This window comes from Brevundimonas sp. C43, assembly GCF_030732185.1.
GTDB classification, from domain to species: Bacteria; Pseudomonadota; Alphaproteobacteria; order Caulobacterales; family Caulobacteraceae; genus Brevundimonas; species Brevundimonas diminuta_C.
Genome location: NZ_CP132231.1, coordinates 2,207,931 through 2,221,771, shown reverse-complemented (window position 1 = coordinate 2,221,771; position 13,841 = coordinate 2,207,931). Strand labels below are relative to the sequence as shown.

Annotated in this window: 13 protein-coding genes; 8 read left to right on the top strand and 5 right to left on the bottom strand. The window is 68.4% G+C overall.

From position 1 onward, the window contains the following. Window positions 1-176 precede the first annotated feature (176 nt). Entirely contained in the window at window positions 177-521 is a 345-nt protein-coding gene (locus Q9R14_RS11240) for a hypothetical protein (RefSeq protein WP_306002443.1), read from the top strand. Here Q9R14_RS11240 and Q9R14_RS11235 read toward each other — a convergent pair. From Q9R14_RS11235 to fsa, 3 genes are read right to left on the bottom strand one after another with little or no spacing between them, the layout of a single operon-like run. After that, the gene (locus tag Q9R14_RS11235; RefSeq protein ID WP_306002442.1) at window positions 518-1,447 is read right to left on the bottom strand and encodes a tyrosine recombinase XerC; all 930 of its coding nucleotides are present in this window, start codon (window positions 1,445-1,447) and stop codon (window positions 518-520) included. The two genes, Q9R14_RS11240 and Q9R14_RS11235, sit on opposite strands and share 4 nt — an antisense overlap. Next, complete coding sequence (locus Q9R14_RS11230; RefSeq protein ID WP_306002441.1) at window positions 1,429-2,142, bottom strand: DUF484 family protein; 714 nt, start codon at window positions 2,140-2,142, stop codon at window positions 1,429-1,431. Before Q9R14_RS11230 ends, Q9R14_RS11235 begins: the two co-directional genes overlap by 19 nt. 37 nt (window positions 2,143-2,179) lie before the next feature. Next, complete coding sequence (gene fsa, locus Q9R14_RS11225; protein ID WP_026108568.1) at window positions 2,180-2,833, bottom strand: fructose-6-phosphate aldolase; 654 nt, start codon at window positions 2,831-2,833, stop codon at window positions 2,180-2,182. A gap of 30 nt (window positions 2,834-2,863) precedes the next feature. Between fsa and Q9R14_RS11220 the strand changes: the two genes are divergently transcribed. After that, entirely contained in the window at window positions 2,864-5,041 is a 2,178-nt protein-coding gene (locus Q9R14_RS11220; protein ID WP_306002440.1) for a primosomal protein N', read from the top strand. 9 nt (window positions 5,042-5,050) lie between these two features. Here the strand turns inward: Q9R14_RS11220 and Q9R14_RS11215 are convergent, their stop codons facing one another. Next, window positions 5,051-5,449, bottom strand: a complete 399-nt coding sequence (locus tag Q9R14_RS11215; protein ID WP_306002439.1) for a Tat pathway signal protein — start codon at window positions 5,447-5,449, stop codon at window positions 5,051-5,053. Between the two features lie 135 nt (window positions 5,450-5,584). Between Q9R14_RS11215 and ahcY the strand changes: the two genes are divergently transcribed. From ahcY to Q9R14_RS11200, 3 genes are all read left to right on the top strand, one after another. Next, complete coding sequence (gene ahcY / locus Q9R14_RS11210; protein WP_017506126.1) at window positions 5,585-6,976, top strand: adenosylhomocysteinase; 1,392 nt, start codon at window positions 5,585-5,587, stop codon at window positions 6,974-6,976. Window positions 6,977-7,009: 33 nt separating this feature from the next. Beyond that, complete coding sequence (locus Q9R14_RS11205) at window positions 7,010-8,230, top strand: NAD(P)/FAD-dependent oxidoreductase (RefSeq protein ID WP_371929718.1); 1,221 nt, start codon at window positions 7,010-7,012, stop codon at window positions 8,228-8,230. A 454-nt stretch (window positions 8,231-8,684) separates the two neighbouring features. Continuing rightward, on the top strand, window positions 8,685-9,068 hold the full coding sequence (locus tag Q9R14_RS11200; RefSeq protein WP_306002438.1) for a zf-TFIIB domain-containing protein: 384 nt from the start codon (window positions 8,685-8,687) through the stop codon (window positions 9,066-9,068). Between the two features lie 6 nt (window positions 9,069-9,074). Here Q9R14_RS11200 and Q9R14_RS11195 read toward each other — a convergent pair whose 3' ends face one another. Next, on the bottom strand, window positions 9,075-10,793 hold the full coding sequence (locus tag Q9R14_RS11195; RefSeq protein ID WP_306002437.1) for a hypothetical protein: 1,719 nt from the start codon (window positions 10,791-10,793) through the stop codon (window positions 9,075-9,077). A gap of 255 nt (window positions 10,794-11,048) precedes the next feature. On the opposite strand from Q9R14_RS11195, the gene Q9R14_RS11190 reads away from it, so the two are divergent. The 3 genes from Q9R14_RS11190 to Q9R14_RS11180 are packed head-to-tail and all read left to right on the top strand — an operon-like array spanning window position 11,049 to window position 13,757. Further along, the gene (locus Q9R14_RS11190; RefSeq protein WP_039243953.1) at window positions 11,049-11,753 is read left to right on the top strand and encodes a response regulator transcription factor; all 705 of its coding nucleotides are present in this window, start codon (window positions 11,049-11,051) and stop codon (window positions 11,751-11,753) included. Beyond that, the gene (locus Q9R14_RS11185) at window positions 11,722-13,332 is read left to right on the top strand and encodes an ATP-binding protein (protein ID WP_306002436.1); all 1,611 of its coding nucleotides are present in this window, start codon (window positions 11,722-11,724) and stop codon (window positions 13,330-13,332) included. The genes Q9R14_RS11190 and Q9R14_RS11185 overlap by 32 nt, the downstream gene beginning before the upstream one ends. Beyond that, window positions 13,329-13,757 (top strand): serine kinase, encoded by a 429-nt coding sequence (locus Q9R14_RS11180; RefSeq protein ID WP_306002435.1) that lies wholly within the window; start codon window positions 13,329-13,331, stop codon window positions 13,755-13,757. The genes Q9R14_RS11185 and Q9R14_RS11180 overlap by 4 nt, the downstream gene beginning before the upstream one ends. Window positions 13,758-13,841 lie beyond the last annotated feature (84 nt).

Below are 13,841 nucleotides of genomic sequence, written 5' to 3'. Positions count from 1 at the left end.
TGTCCTCCTCGGGCATTCGCCAGGGCAGGGTAGGCTACGCGCTTTTGGCGAAGAGCCTGAGACATATTCTTGTCCGTCGTGTCTCAGCGCGGCTGCCTCTTCCCGCCCGGCGCTCGGCGCTGTCTGGCCAATCGGGGGTTGTCGGCGTATCGTCCCAGCTGAAACAGGAGGATGCGATGCTGATCTTGCTGATGCTGGCCTTTTCCGACCCTGCGGCGGCGTCGTCCAGCGCGATCACCGGCCGTGATCTTGTTGTTGTTTCCGCACCAAGGGCGGACACGCAGCGTTGTGGCGATCAACTGATGCAGGCTCGGCAAGGCGGCGCCGACGCCATGACGCTGGATCGCTCGCTCGATGACGGACAGGTCCGGCGCTATCTGCTGCTGGACCGGCGCGACCAGAACAACTGTCCCCTGCCGATCAGCTACGCCGTGCCGGATCAACGGGCGCTGGGTCGAAACCTGATGCCGTCCCAGCCCGACGTCGGCGCGCCGCCGGCTCCGCCCGCGCCGCGTCGCTAGGCGCGGGGATGGGCGGCCGCATAGGCGTTCAAAAGGCGATCGGCGTCGACGCCGGTATATTTCTGGGTCGTCGACAGGCTGGCGTGGCCCAGCAGTTCCTGAATGGATCGCAGGTCGGCGCCGGCGCCCAGCAGGTGGGTCGCGAAACTGTGGCGTAATGCGTGAGGCGTGGTGCGTTCGGGTAGGCCCAGCCGGCCGCGCAGCTTCTGGACCAAGGCCTGGACATGACGGGGGCTTAAGGGGCCGCCGCGTCGGGCGCGGAACAGGGCGTCGGCGGGTTGGAGCGGGAAGGGCAGCAGGGCCAGATAGGCGTCCACCGCCTCGCGCACGGCGGGCAGGATCGGCGCGATCCGCGTCTTGGATCCCTTGCCCACGATGCGCAGCGTCTCGCCCAGCGGCGCATCTGCGCGGGTCAGGGACATGGCTTCGGAAATGCGCAGGCCGCAGCCGTAGAGCAGGGTCAGCACCGCCCGGTCGCGCGCGGCCTCCCACGGTTCGGCGTCGGGATCGGCGTCCGGTTCGGTCAACAGCCCGCGCGCCTGATCCTCGGTCACCGGCCGGGGCAGGGACGGCTTGACCTTGGGGCCGCGCACCAGGGCCAGCTGTGAAGCGGGGGTGTCCAACCGCCGATCGAGGAAGGCATGAAATCCGCGAATGGCCGACAGGCTCTGGCTCAGCGACCGGGCCGCCAGGGCATGATCGCCTGAGCGGCGCTCGGCCATGTGGGCGCGGACCTCGGCGGCGGTGATCGTGCCCATGTCCTTGAGCGACAGCGCCTCGCCGCGATGGTGTTCGAGGAAGGCGACATAGAGCCGGCCGATGTGGCCATAGGCCTCCAGCGTGCGCGGCGACAGTCGACGCTCGTGCGCCAGATGGTCCAGCCAGGCGCGCAGGGCGTCGGAGGCTGTTAGTTCAGAACCGGCCATCGCTCGGCCATCCGCTCCGTCACCCGCGCCAGGAAGGCGGCCAGTTCGCAGCCCATGTTCGGAGTAAAGCCCTCGGGCTCGGGCGAGCCGAAGGCGCAGATGCAGGGGCGCGGCGGTCCGCCCGGCGTCAGGTGCGGGGCCATGCGGACCAGGGCGATGGATCGCACCTGATCCTCGGCCGTACCGAAGAAATTCAGTCCCGAGATCATCGGGCCCAGCCAGGTCAGGCCGTGCTCGCCCAGCAGATTGTCGACGTCACCCTCTTCCAAGGCGCGCCAGCCGAAGGGCACGCCGCCGGGCTTTTCGAGGGCGATAGCGGCGCCGGCCAACCCAAACCGCCCCTGCGCCGCCGCATCCAGTCGCCGGGCCAGGTCGGAATGGTTCTTGGCCTCCATCAGATCCAGGGTCGCGACGTGCGTCTGGGTCTGGGCGGCGAAGTTGGCGCGGGCGACCAGTTCGATCTCGCGCCGGGCGCCGGTCTCGCGCTCGACCACGGCCTCCAGCCGCGTCAGGGCGGCGGCGCCGAACTCGACGACGTTGCGGCCGTGCGGACGCAGACCGATCTCTTCAAGCAGGGAGCGGTCGTCCAGCAGGGTCTGAGGATGGGTCTGCAGCCAGCCGCGCACGTCCGGCCAATGCAAGCCGTCGCCGATGTGGGGCGTTGCGTCCGATTCCGACGTTTCGAAAAGGTCCAATGAGCCGCTCAAACAGACCTCTCCGGGAACCGCGATGCTACAGAATAGACTGGCCTGTCTTGGCCCAGTCCGCCACGAAGGCATCAAGACCCTTGTCGGTTAACGGGTGGTTCACCAAGGCCTTGAATGTGTCGGCGCCGAAGGTGGCGGCGTCCGACCCGGCGACGGCGGCGGCGGCGACATGGCCCACGTTGCGCAGGGACGCGGCCAGGATCTGGGTCTCGAAACCGTGCACGTCATACAGGACGCGGATTTCTTCCAGCAGGCCGATGCCGTCGGCGCCATTGTCTTCCAGACGCCCGACGAACGGCGAGACGAAGGTGGCGCCGGCCTTGGCGGCCAGCAGGGCCTGGGCGGCCGAGAAGCACAGGGTGACGTTGGTCTTGATCCCCTTGTCGGTGAAGACGCGGCAGGCGCGCAGGCCGTCCCAGGTCAGGGGCAGTTTCACCACCACGTTCGGGGCGATGGCGGCCAGCTTGTCGCCTTCCTTGACCATGGTCTCGAAATCGAGCGAGACGGCCTCGGCGGAAATCGGCCCCTCGACCAGGGCGCAGATTTCGGCGATGACCTCGGCGATGTTCCGACCCGACTTGGCGATCAGCGACGGATTGGTGGTGACGCCATCCACCATTCCGGTGGGGACCATGTCCTTGATGACGGCGACGTCGGCGGTATCGAGAAAGAGTTTCATGGGCGGCTTCATAGCCGAGGGCGCAGTTCGGTGAAAGTCGCCTCGGTCCTCATTCCCCTGCCGGTGCCGGAGGCCTTCGACTACGAGGTTCCCGAGACGCTGAGCCTGGCCCACGGAGATTTGGCGCGGGGAGATCAGGTCGCCGTGCCGCTGGGGCCGCGCCTGATCCGGGGCGTGGTGTCCGAGGTGTTCGAGACGACGGGATCGAACCGGCGGCTGAAGGCGATCGACAGCCGACTGGACGATCCGACCCTGCCGGCGGGCGTGATGGACTTCGTGGAATGGGCCGGGCGCTGGACCCTGTCGGCGCCGGGCGAGATGGCGGCGACGGCGTTGAAGGGCTTGCGCGCGCCCCGGCCCCGGCCGGAGCGCCGGGTGCGTCGGGTGGGCGAGCGGTCGCCCTCGCGCGCCACCCCGGCGCGGACCGGCGTGCTGGAGGCCCTGGGCGATCGCGCCATGCCGCCGGCCGATCTGGCGCGGGCGGCGGGCGTGTCGTCGGGCGTGGTCAAGGGTCTGATCGACGAGGGCGTGCTGGAGATCATCGAGATCGCGGCCGAGGCGGCGTTCGACCGGCCCGATCCCGACCACGCGCCCGCCGCGCTGAACGGCGACCAGGCGGCGTCGGCGACGGCGATGGCGGACGGCGTGAGCGGCGGCGGCTTTCGCCCCTTCCTGCTGGACGGGGTGACGGGATCGGGCAAGACCGAGGCCTATCTGGAGGCCATCGCGCGGGTGCTGCGGGCCGATCCGGCCGCGCAAATCCTCATCCTGCTGCCCGAGATCGCCCTGACCCAGGCCCTGATCGAGCGGATCACGGCGCGGTTCGGCGCCGCCCCGGCCGAATGGCATTCCGGCGTCGCCCCGCCACGCCGCCGCCAGGTGTGGGAGGCGGTGGTCGCCGGGCGCTGCAACATCGTGGTCGGAGCGCGCTCGGCCCTGTTCCTGCCTTTCGTCAATCTGCGCCTGATCGTGGTGGACGAGGAGCACGACGGCTCATTCAAACAAGAGGAAGGCCTGGTCTATCACGGCCGCGACCTGGCCGTGGCGCGGGCGCGGATCGAGGGGGCGTCGGTGGTCCTGGCCTCGGCGACGCCATCGCTGGAGACGCTGTGGAATGCGCAGAGCGGGCGCTACGACTGGCTGAAGCTGGGCGCGCGGCACGGGACGGCGGTCCTGCCGGAAATCGCCTTGCTGGATCTGAGACAGAACACGCCCGACCCGCAGACCTGGCTGTCGCAGCCGCTGCGCCTGGCCATCGGCGAGACGTTGGCGCGGGGCGAGCAGACCCTGCTGTTCCTGAACCGGCGCGGCTATGCGCCCGTGGTCCTGTGCCGCGTCTGCGGCCATCGGCTGACGGCGCCGGACACCGACAGCTGGCTGGTCGAGCATCGCTATACCGGGCGGCTGGTCTGTCACCTGACCGGCTTCTCCATGGCGCGTCCCAAACTGTGTCCCTCATGCGGAGCCGAGGATTCGCTGGTCTCGGTGGGGCCGGGGGTCGAGCGGGTCGAGGAAGAGGTGCGCCAGCTGTTCCCCGAGGCGCGCACGGCGGTGTTCAGCTCCGACACCGCGCCGGACGCCCGATCGGCCCGCGCCCTGATCCAGAAGATGACGGACGGCGAGATCGACATTCTGGTGGCGACGCAGGCCGCGGCCAAGGGCCACAACTTCCCGCGCCTGACGCTGGTGGGCGTGGTGGATGCGGATCTGGGCCTGCGGGGCGGCGACCTGCGCGCGGCCGAGCGGACCTATCAGCTTCTGGCCCAGGCGACAGGTCGGGCGGGTCGGGCGGATCGGCCGGGGCGGGCGCTGCTTCAGACCTGGACGCCCGAGCACCCGGTGCTGATGGCGCTGGCGGCGGGCGACCGCGACGCCTTCGTCGAGGCGGAAATGGCCGAGCGCGAGGCGGCGTCCCTGCCGCCCTACGGCCGGCTGGCGGCGATCATCCTGTCCAGCGAGAATGCGGCCGCGGTCGAGAAGACGGCGAACGACCTGGCCCAGGCCATTCCCAACGCCGAGCGGCTGGAGGTCTATGGCCCCGCCGATGCGCCGCTCGCCCTGGTGCGGGGACGCCGGCGCAAACGGCTGCTGGTGCGAGCCGATCGGGACGTGAACCTCCAGGCCTTCCTGCGGGCCTGGCTTCAGCGGGTGAAGGTGCCGGGGTCCGTCCGCCTGACGGTGGATGTGGACCCCTATTCGTTCCTGTAGAGGCGGAACTTAGACCGCCATGACGGTGCCGAGCAGCAGACGGGCGCCGGGGCGGCCCAGGGTGGCGTTGGTCGCCGCCTGAAGCGCGGCCGACAGCTGGTCGATGTCGGGCGCGACGCCGGGGCGCAGGCCGTTGGCGAAGCGCTGGGCGGCGGTGTTGTAGGCGGCGCGCAGGCGCGGCGCAGACTGCTGCGCGCGGGTGCGCAGGGCCGCGTCGGGCACATCGACCCCGGTTTCGATGGTCAGCACGCCTCGACGTCCGTTCGCCTGAAGGATCGAGGCGGTGATGACCGGCAGGCGGATATAGGTGTCGGCCGACGGCGCCGCGCCGCCGCTCGAAGCGCGGGCGGAGGTCGAGGCGGCGGCCGTCGCGACGACGGCGAGACCGAGAAGAGCGCGGCGTTCCATGGTGAGGTCTCTACCGGCCAGGATTTAAGAAACTGCTGAGCCTGGATCGCATAAGGATATCTTTATGTGTTTGTTGATACTCGGCGCGCGCCGGGCTATGAGGGCCCAAACTCATTGCGGCCAGGAGCCCAAGCCATGACCGACTACATCGTTCGCGACATCACCCTGGCCGATTGGGGCAACAAGGAAATCGAGATCGCGGAAACCGAAATGCCGGGCCTTATGTCCCTGCGTGACGAGTTCGGCGCCAGCCAGCCGCTGAAGGGCGCCCGCATCGCCGGCAGCCTGCACATGACGATCCAGACGGCGGTCCTGATCCAGACGCTGGAAGCCCTGGGCGCCGAAGTGCGCTGGGCCTCGTGCAACATCTTCTCGACCCAGGACCACGCCGCCGCCGCCATCGCCGCCAACGGCACGCCGGTCTTCGCCACCAAGGGCGAGACGCTGGAAGAATATTGGGACTACGCCCACAAGATCTTCGAATGGGCCGACGGCGGCTATCCGAACCTGATCCTGGACGACGGCGGCGACGCGACCCTGCTGTGCGTGCTGGGTCCGAAGGCCGAGAAGGACATCTCGGTTCTGGCGAACCCGCAGAACGAAGAGGAAGAGGCCCTCTTCAAGGTCATGAAGCGCTATCTGGCTGAGAAGCCCGGCTTCTATTCGGCCATCCGCGACGCCATCGGCGGCGTGTCGGAAGAGACGACCACGGGCGTGCACCGCCTGTATCAGATGGCCGAAAAGGGCGAGCTGCCCTTCCCCGCCATCAACGTCAACGACAGCGTCACCAAGTCCAAGTTCGACAACCTGTACGGCTGCCGTGAATCGCTGGTCGACGCGATCCGTCGCGGCACCGACGTCATGCTGTCGGGCAAGGTCGCGGTGGTCTGCGGCTACGGCGACGTGGGCAAGGGCTCGGCCGCTTCGCTGCGCCAGGGCGGCGCCCGCGTGATCGTGACCGAGATCGACCCGATCTGCGCCCTGCAGGCCGCGATGGAAGGCTATGAGGTCCAGACGCTGGACGACACCGCCGGCCGCGCCGACATCTATGTGACCACGACCGGCAACAAGGACGTCATCACCGTCGATCACATGCGGCAGATGAAGAACAACGCCATCGTCTGCAACATCGGCCACTTCGACTCCGAGATCCAGGTCGCCGGCCTGAAGAACTTCAAGTGGGACGAGATCAAGCCGCAGGTCCACCACGTCGAGTTCCCGGACGGCAAGAAGATCATCCTGCTGTCGGAAGGCCGCCTGGTGAACCTGGGCAACGCCACTGGCCACCCCAGCTTCGTGATGTCGGCGTCCTTCACCAACCAAACGCTGGCCCAGATCGAACTGTGGACCAATGCCGACAAGTACGAGAACAAGGTCTACACCCTGCCCAAGCACCTGGACGAGAAGGTCGCCATGCTGCACCTGGCCAAGCTGGGCGCCAAGCTGACCGTCCTAACCAAGGACCAGGCCGACTACATCAACGTGCCGGTCGAAGGCCCGTTCAAGGCGGATCACTACCGTTACTAAGCTCTCCCCGAGGCTGGAACCGCGAGGTTCCCAGTGACGAGGGCGTCTTCGGACGCCCTCGTCGACGTCCTTGTGGTCGGGGCCGGCGCGGCCGGGATGATGGCCGCCATCGAGGCCGGGCGACGCGGACGCCGGGTCAGGGTGGTGGACCATGCCGACCGGCCGGGCGAGAAGATCCGCATCTCGGGCGGCGGACGCTGCAACTTCACCAATCTGGGCTGCGGGCCGGCGAACTTCCTGGGCGAGAACCCCCGGTTCGCGACCTCGGCCCTGCGCCGCTACACCCAGCACGACTTCGTCAAGCGCATCGATAGGGCCGGCATCGCCTGGCACGAGAAGACGCTGGGTCAGCTGTTCTGCAACGACAGCGCCAAGCAGATCGTCCGCATGCTGACCGACGACATGGCGGCGGCGGGCGTGACCCTGAGCCTGAAGACCGGGGTGGAGCGGATTGCACGATCCGGCGACAGCTTTACGGCGATCCTGTCGGACGGATCGCAGGTCACGGCGGCGTCGCTGGTCGTGGCGACCGGCGGCAAGTCGATCCCAAAGATGGGGGCGACCGGCTGGGCCTATGAGGTGGCGCGCCAGTTCGACATTCGCGTCACTGAGACCCGGCCGGCGCTGGTCCCCCTGACGTTCGAGGCGGGACTGCTGGAGACGCTGACGCCGCTGGCGGGGGTGGCGGTCGACGCCTCGGTCGCCTCGGCGCCCGAAGGGGCCAAGGCGCGCAAGGCCAGCTTCAACGAGGCCATGCTGTTCACCCATCGGGGCCTGTCGGGTCCGGCCATTCTTCAGATCAGTTCCTACTGGCGCGAGGGCGAAGCGGTGGTGGCCTCTATGGCGCCCGACCGCGACGTGTTCGAGGAGTTGAAGGCGGCCAGGACGTCGAACGGCAAACAGGCCGTGCACACGGCGCTGGGCCATATCGTGCCGCGTCGTCTGGCCGAGAGCCTGTGCCAGCGCGAAGGGGCGTCGGGCAATCTGGCGGACCTGTCGGACAAGGTGCTGCGGCGGCTGGATCAGGCGGTCAACGCCTGGGCGGTCAAGCCGGTGGGGTCCGAAGGTTACAGGACCGCCGAGGTGACGCTGGGCGGGGTCGATACGGCCGCGCTGGACCAGCAGACGATGCAGGCCAGGGCGGTTCCCGGGCTGTATTTCATCGGCGAGGCGGTCGATGTGACCGGCTGGCTGGGCGGCTATAACTTCCAGTGGGCCTGGTCGTCGGGCTGGGCCGCCGGACAAGTCTGCTAGAATTTTCGAGTGCAATCCGTGCGCTTTGGCAGGCGGGTCCGCTGACAAAAACACCGTCTAATTCGTCTAATCTGTCTAATTCGGCGCGGGTTCTGGCGGCGCGCGAAGATGTCAAAGACCGGGGCGCCATTCTAACACGGTTTACGACCATGGCCGGCAAAGGGTCGCTGGTCGGTCGTAAGGCACGGTAAAGGCGCGCAATCGTCATCGCCCATAGGATGGCAGGGGCGGCCAAGCCCCCTGCGGCCCCGCGACGCATGGCGGCGGGAAGCGACGGCGCCTAGCTTGAAGAGGCGGAACGGGCCCCTCTGGCGTTCTCGCGGTCCGGCGTCCCCCTTCCTTGCGCCGGATCGTGCGACGCGATGTCGGACCGCAAGGGCGTGTCGATGCGGCGAAGCTTTCCCCTCCTGGCCTGTCGCATCGACCGCCCATTCTTTTTCGATCGGAGCCCGACATGCCTCTTCTGATGTGCCCCAACGACAACGCCGCCATGCAGACGCTGGAGCGCAACGGCGTCCAGTTCGACATGTGCCCCGAGTGTCGGGGCGTCTGGCTGGATCGCGGCGAGCTGGAGAAGCTGATGGCCGCCGCCGTCGAGGAGGGCCGCGCCACAGCCCCGGTCGCGCCCGCGCCGCAGGCCTATGCGCCGCCGCCTCAGCCCTATGCCCAGCCCCCGTCCCAACCTCAGGCCCAACCGTGGGGCGGCGGGGCGTCACAGCCGTATCGCGGCGACGATCGAGGCTACCGGAGCGACAAATACCGCGACGACCGGCATCGCGACGACGACTATCGCTACAAGAAAAAGAAGCGCGACAGCATCTTCGACATCTTCGACTGAGGCCGGCTAGGCCGCCAGGCCCGCCTGTTGCATCAGGCCTCGCAAGGCCGCGACGTTTTGCGGCGCGGCGGTCAGGGCGGTGCGGACATCGGGCGAGCGCAGCAGCTTGATGGCCTCGGCGCGGGCGCGGTCGGCGACGGGGCCGAGCGGGCCGGCTTCACCGGTGGCCAGTTTCAGCAGGGCTGTCAGCTTTTGAGGCGCAGCCGCCTGGGCGCGGACGATCTGCGCGATCAGATGGGCGTCGGCCTCCAGATTGGCGCCGACCGCGCCGATGGCGTCCATGATCTGGGTCTGGTCGTGATCGGCCAGATGCGCGGCCTGAACCGAGCGTTGAAGCCGGGCCAGGGTCGCGAGCTTGTGCGAGGCGGTCGGGCCGCCCGGGACGGACTGGCGGATCTCGGTTTCGAAACGCAGCGAGCCGATACAGGCGCTGAGCCAGCGCGCGGCGGCGCGCTTGTTGGCCCCGCCGGTGACGTTCTCGCACAGGCGGGTCAGCTGCTCGGCCTCGGCCAGAACCGTCGGGCAAGGATTGACGTAGGCGCCGACGAAATCGGCCGTGACCAGGCTCTTGGAGCGTTCGACGAAGGCGATCTGGACCTCTTCCAGCGTCAGCAGACGACCGGCCGAGGCGGTCAGGGCCATGGCCAGCAGACGCAGGATGTCGATCTCTCCGACCGGATCGTGGGGGCGGAGGCGGCGCTGGCTGGTCAGTTCGCGGGTGACAAGGCGAGCCAGGGACGCGGCCAGAAGCGGAAACTCGCCCGAGGCCAGATGCAGGCCCAGGCGCGCGGCCGGTCCCTCGACCTGGGGCATCATCAGGGCGAGGCGCGGGTCCATCCGCAACAGGGCGTCCATCTCCTCCGGCGCAACCATGCGGACGATGGCCGCCAGATTGGCGCCCTGGTCCAGCGACGGACCCAGAATCTCGGTCAGATTGGTGCGCACGGCCAGCATTTCGGCGACGATCTGCTCGACCACCACCACGACCAGAGCGCGCGGCGGGCCGTCGGCGGGCGCGGCGTCCATCAAATCCATCAGCACGGTCAGGCGATCGCGGGCGCCGCGCCGATCCTTCAGCGCGCCGGCGATCACGCCGCCCATGCGCAGCGCCCGATCCGGCGCGCCGGTCAGCCGATGCGCCAGATCGGCGATGGAGCGGTCGTCCAGCGCGGGGAACAGGCCGTCGCGTCCGGCCTTGCGCAGCCGGGCCATCGCCTGTTCGGTGAGCTTTTGGTAGTGGCGCACGACGCCGTGCACCTCCTGGCCCGTGGCCTGGCTTTCGGGGACCGCGACCTTCTGGATGGCGTGCTGAAGCTCGACCCCGGCCGCCTCAAGCCGTTCGGCCACATCCGGGCGATGCAGCAGTTCGAAGGCGGTCACGCCCTCGCGTTTCAGCCAGTCCTCCAGCACCCGGCCGATCAGGGCGCGGGCATGGGGCGAATAGAGTTCGGCCGGACTGCTGCAGGCCGGCGGGACCGCCTTGTCGGCGACCTTCTTCTTTCGCTCCTCCGGCGCGCCCAGCGTCAGGATGGTCAGGGAGCTGAACTCCATCGTTTCGGGGTCCAGCGTCTCCTTGGTTACGCGCGAGGCGATAGCGAGACGGTCGCGAAGCTGCTCCTCGGCGGTCTCGATGGCGTGTTTGCGGTCTTCGGTCGCGATCAGCAGCGTCCACGATGACGGGGCGCTCTTGCGGACATAGACTTCGTAATGGATCGGACCCGCCATGGGCCGATCCTGCACCCCAAGCCTTTAAGGCGAGGTTTTCGAAGCCGGAATGTTTCCAGGCGCTCCGGAAGGACGGCGCGTGCGCGTTGAAAAGAGGCGCCGCCGTGACCATCTGGCTGTCACCGAACCGCTTTCGGGTTGCAGGCGATTTTCATTCGAGCCGAAACGCTCTAGCCCTAATGTGACCGAGATCGAACGGTTACGCTTGCTGTGCGTTCTTGCTCGCGGGAACGTAAAGTTCAGGAGAAGACACCCTTGGCCAACATCACTCTGGTCGATGACGACGAGAACATCGTGGCGTCCGTTTCGCTGGCGCTGGAAAGCCATGGCCACAAGATCACCGCCTATCACGACGGGGCCTCGGGCTTGGCCGCGCTGGAATCCTCGCCGCCCGATCTGGCGATCCTGGACGTGAAGATGCCGCGCATGGACGGGATGGAGGTGCTGCGTCGCCTGCGCCAGACCTCCCAGATTCCGGTCATCATGCTGACGTCCAAGGACGAGGAGATCGACGAGATCCTGGGCTTCAACCTGGGCGCCGACGACTATATCCACAAACCGTTCAGCCAGCGTCTGCTGATCGAGCGCGTCAAGGCGCTGCTGCGCCGCACGGGCGCCGACGGCGGCGAGCCGGAATCGGCGGCCGAAGTCTCGGGCCGGGCGATCAAGCGCGGCAAGCTGTCGATGGACCCGGCGCGCCATGAGTCGACCTGGGACGGCAAGCCCGTCAAGCTGACCGTGACCGAGTTCCTGCTGCTGCAGGCCCTGGCCCAGCGTCCGGGCTTCGTGAAGAGCCGCGACAACCTGATGGACGCCGCCTACGACGACCAGGTCTATGTCGACGACCGCACCATCGACAGCCACGTCAAGCGGATGCGCAAGAAGTTCCGCGCCGTGGACAATGAGTTCGACGCGATCGAGACCCTGTATGGCGTCGGCTACCGCTACCGCGAGAGCTGAACCGGGCGGGCGCGAGCCCGACGAGGAGCCCCAGCGCCGGCCGTTGTTCCGCTTCGGCGGATCGCGGCTGGGCGGCTTCATCCTGGTGCTCAATCTGCTCAGCCTGTTGATCCTGTTCGGCGGGGCGCTGGCGATCAATGAATGGCGTCCGGGCCTGATCGAGGCGCGTCAGGAATCGCTGACGGTCCAGGCCGAGCTGCTGGCCAATGTGTTGCGCGAAGAAGGCGTGACGCGGGGCGAGCCGACGCCCGAACTGGACCCTATCCGCGCATCGATCTGGCTGACCGATCGCTTCATTCCGGCGGGCCAGCGGGTGCGGCTGTATGATGTGAACGGCCTGTTGCTGGTCGACAGCTATCAGGTGACCGAGGCCATCGGCGGGCGGCCCCTGCCCGATGCGAAGCCGGCGGGGGCGGCGACCGAGGACGCCGCCAAGGCTAATCTGCTGTCCGAGCGCCGGGTCGCCCGCGCCGACAGCGAACTGGCGGCCGAGGTGGCGGCGGCGCTGGACGGCTCGCCCCAATCGACGCTGCGCCGCAATGAATCGGGCGACCGCGTCGTCTCCGTATCAATTCCTGTACGCCATGTGCGTCAGGTGCTGGGCGTGCTGACCGTCGAATCCGGGGACGTGGACGAAATCCTGGGCGCCCAGCGGCAGGCCCTGTTCCCGTTCGCCCTGGTGGCGTTGGGGGTCAATCTCCTGGGATCGCTGCTGCTGCATCTGTTCGTGGCGCGGCCGATCATGCGCCTGTCGGCGGCGGCGGATCAGGTGAAACTTCAGCGCGCGCGGGCCATCTCCCTACCGGACCTCGAGGATCGCAAGGACGAGATCGGCGACCTGGCGCGGTCGCTGGAATCCATGACCGACACCCTGTCGACGCGGATGGACGCCATCGAACGGTTCGCAGCCGATGTGTCGCATGAGATCAAGAACCCGCTGACCTCGATCCGGTCGGCGCTGGAGACCCTGCCCCTGGTCAAGACCGATGCGCACCGCGAGAAGCTGACGGCGCTGTTGCAGCAGGACGTGCGTCGGCTGGACCGGCTGATCACCGACATCTCTAACGCCTCGCGGCTGGATGCGGAGCTGTCGCGCGATCGGCCGCGGCCGGTCGATCTGAACCGGCTGCTGGTCGATATCGTCGGCGTCTATGAGACGACGGCCAAGCCGGGCGACATTCCGGTCGTGCTGACGGCGCCCGAACAGGCCCTGCGGGTCATGGGGCGAGACGGGCCGCTGGGGCAGGTGTTCCGCAACCTGATCGACAACGCCCGCTCGTTCAGCCCCGCAGGCGGCGTGGTGCGGGTGACGCTGGAGGACATCGGGGACGATCTGCCGATCCGCGTGCGGGTCGAGGACCAAGGGCCGGGCATCCCGGCCGAGAACCTGGAGACGGTGTTCGAGCGGTTCTACACCTCGCGGCCAAAGGGGGCGGTGTTCGGCTCCAACTCGGGCCTTGGGCTGTCCATCGTGCGTCAGATCGTCGAGGCGCATGGCGGCCGCGTCCACGCCGAAAACAAGGCCGAAGGCGGGGCGCGGTTCGAGATCGTCTTCCCGGCGGTCGGCCGCTGGTCGTGAGCCCTGGCCAGCCGGTCCACGCCACCACCGTCGCCGTGCGCCGGCGCGGGGCTTGGCAGGGTGTGATGATCCTGGGGGTGTCAGGCGCGGGCAAGAGCGATCTGGCGCTGCGGCTGATCCGGCGCGGCTGGCGGCTGGTCAGCGACGACTACACCCAGGTCTGGGCCTCGGACGGGGCCGTTCATGCGTCAGCGCCGGCCTCCATCGCCGGTCGGATCGAGGTGCGCGGCCTCGGAATCGTGGCCGCCAGAACACGCCCGGTCTGTCGCGTGGCGCTGGCCGTCGCCTGTATCGCGGAAGGGATCGAACGGCTTCCGGAGCCGCGAACACGGGCTTTCGCGGGGGTCGATCTGCCCCTTTTGACGCTGGACCCTCGACCGGCTTCGGCCGTCGATGTGGTCGCAGCGGCGTTGGAGACGCTTTGAAACCCCGAAAGACGGGTCTATGACACGCCCCTTGCGGTCCATAGAGGGCGGCGTCCGGCCTCCCTTGCCGGGCGGGGGAATGCC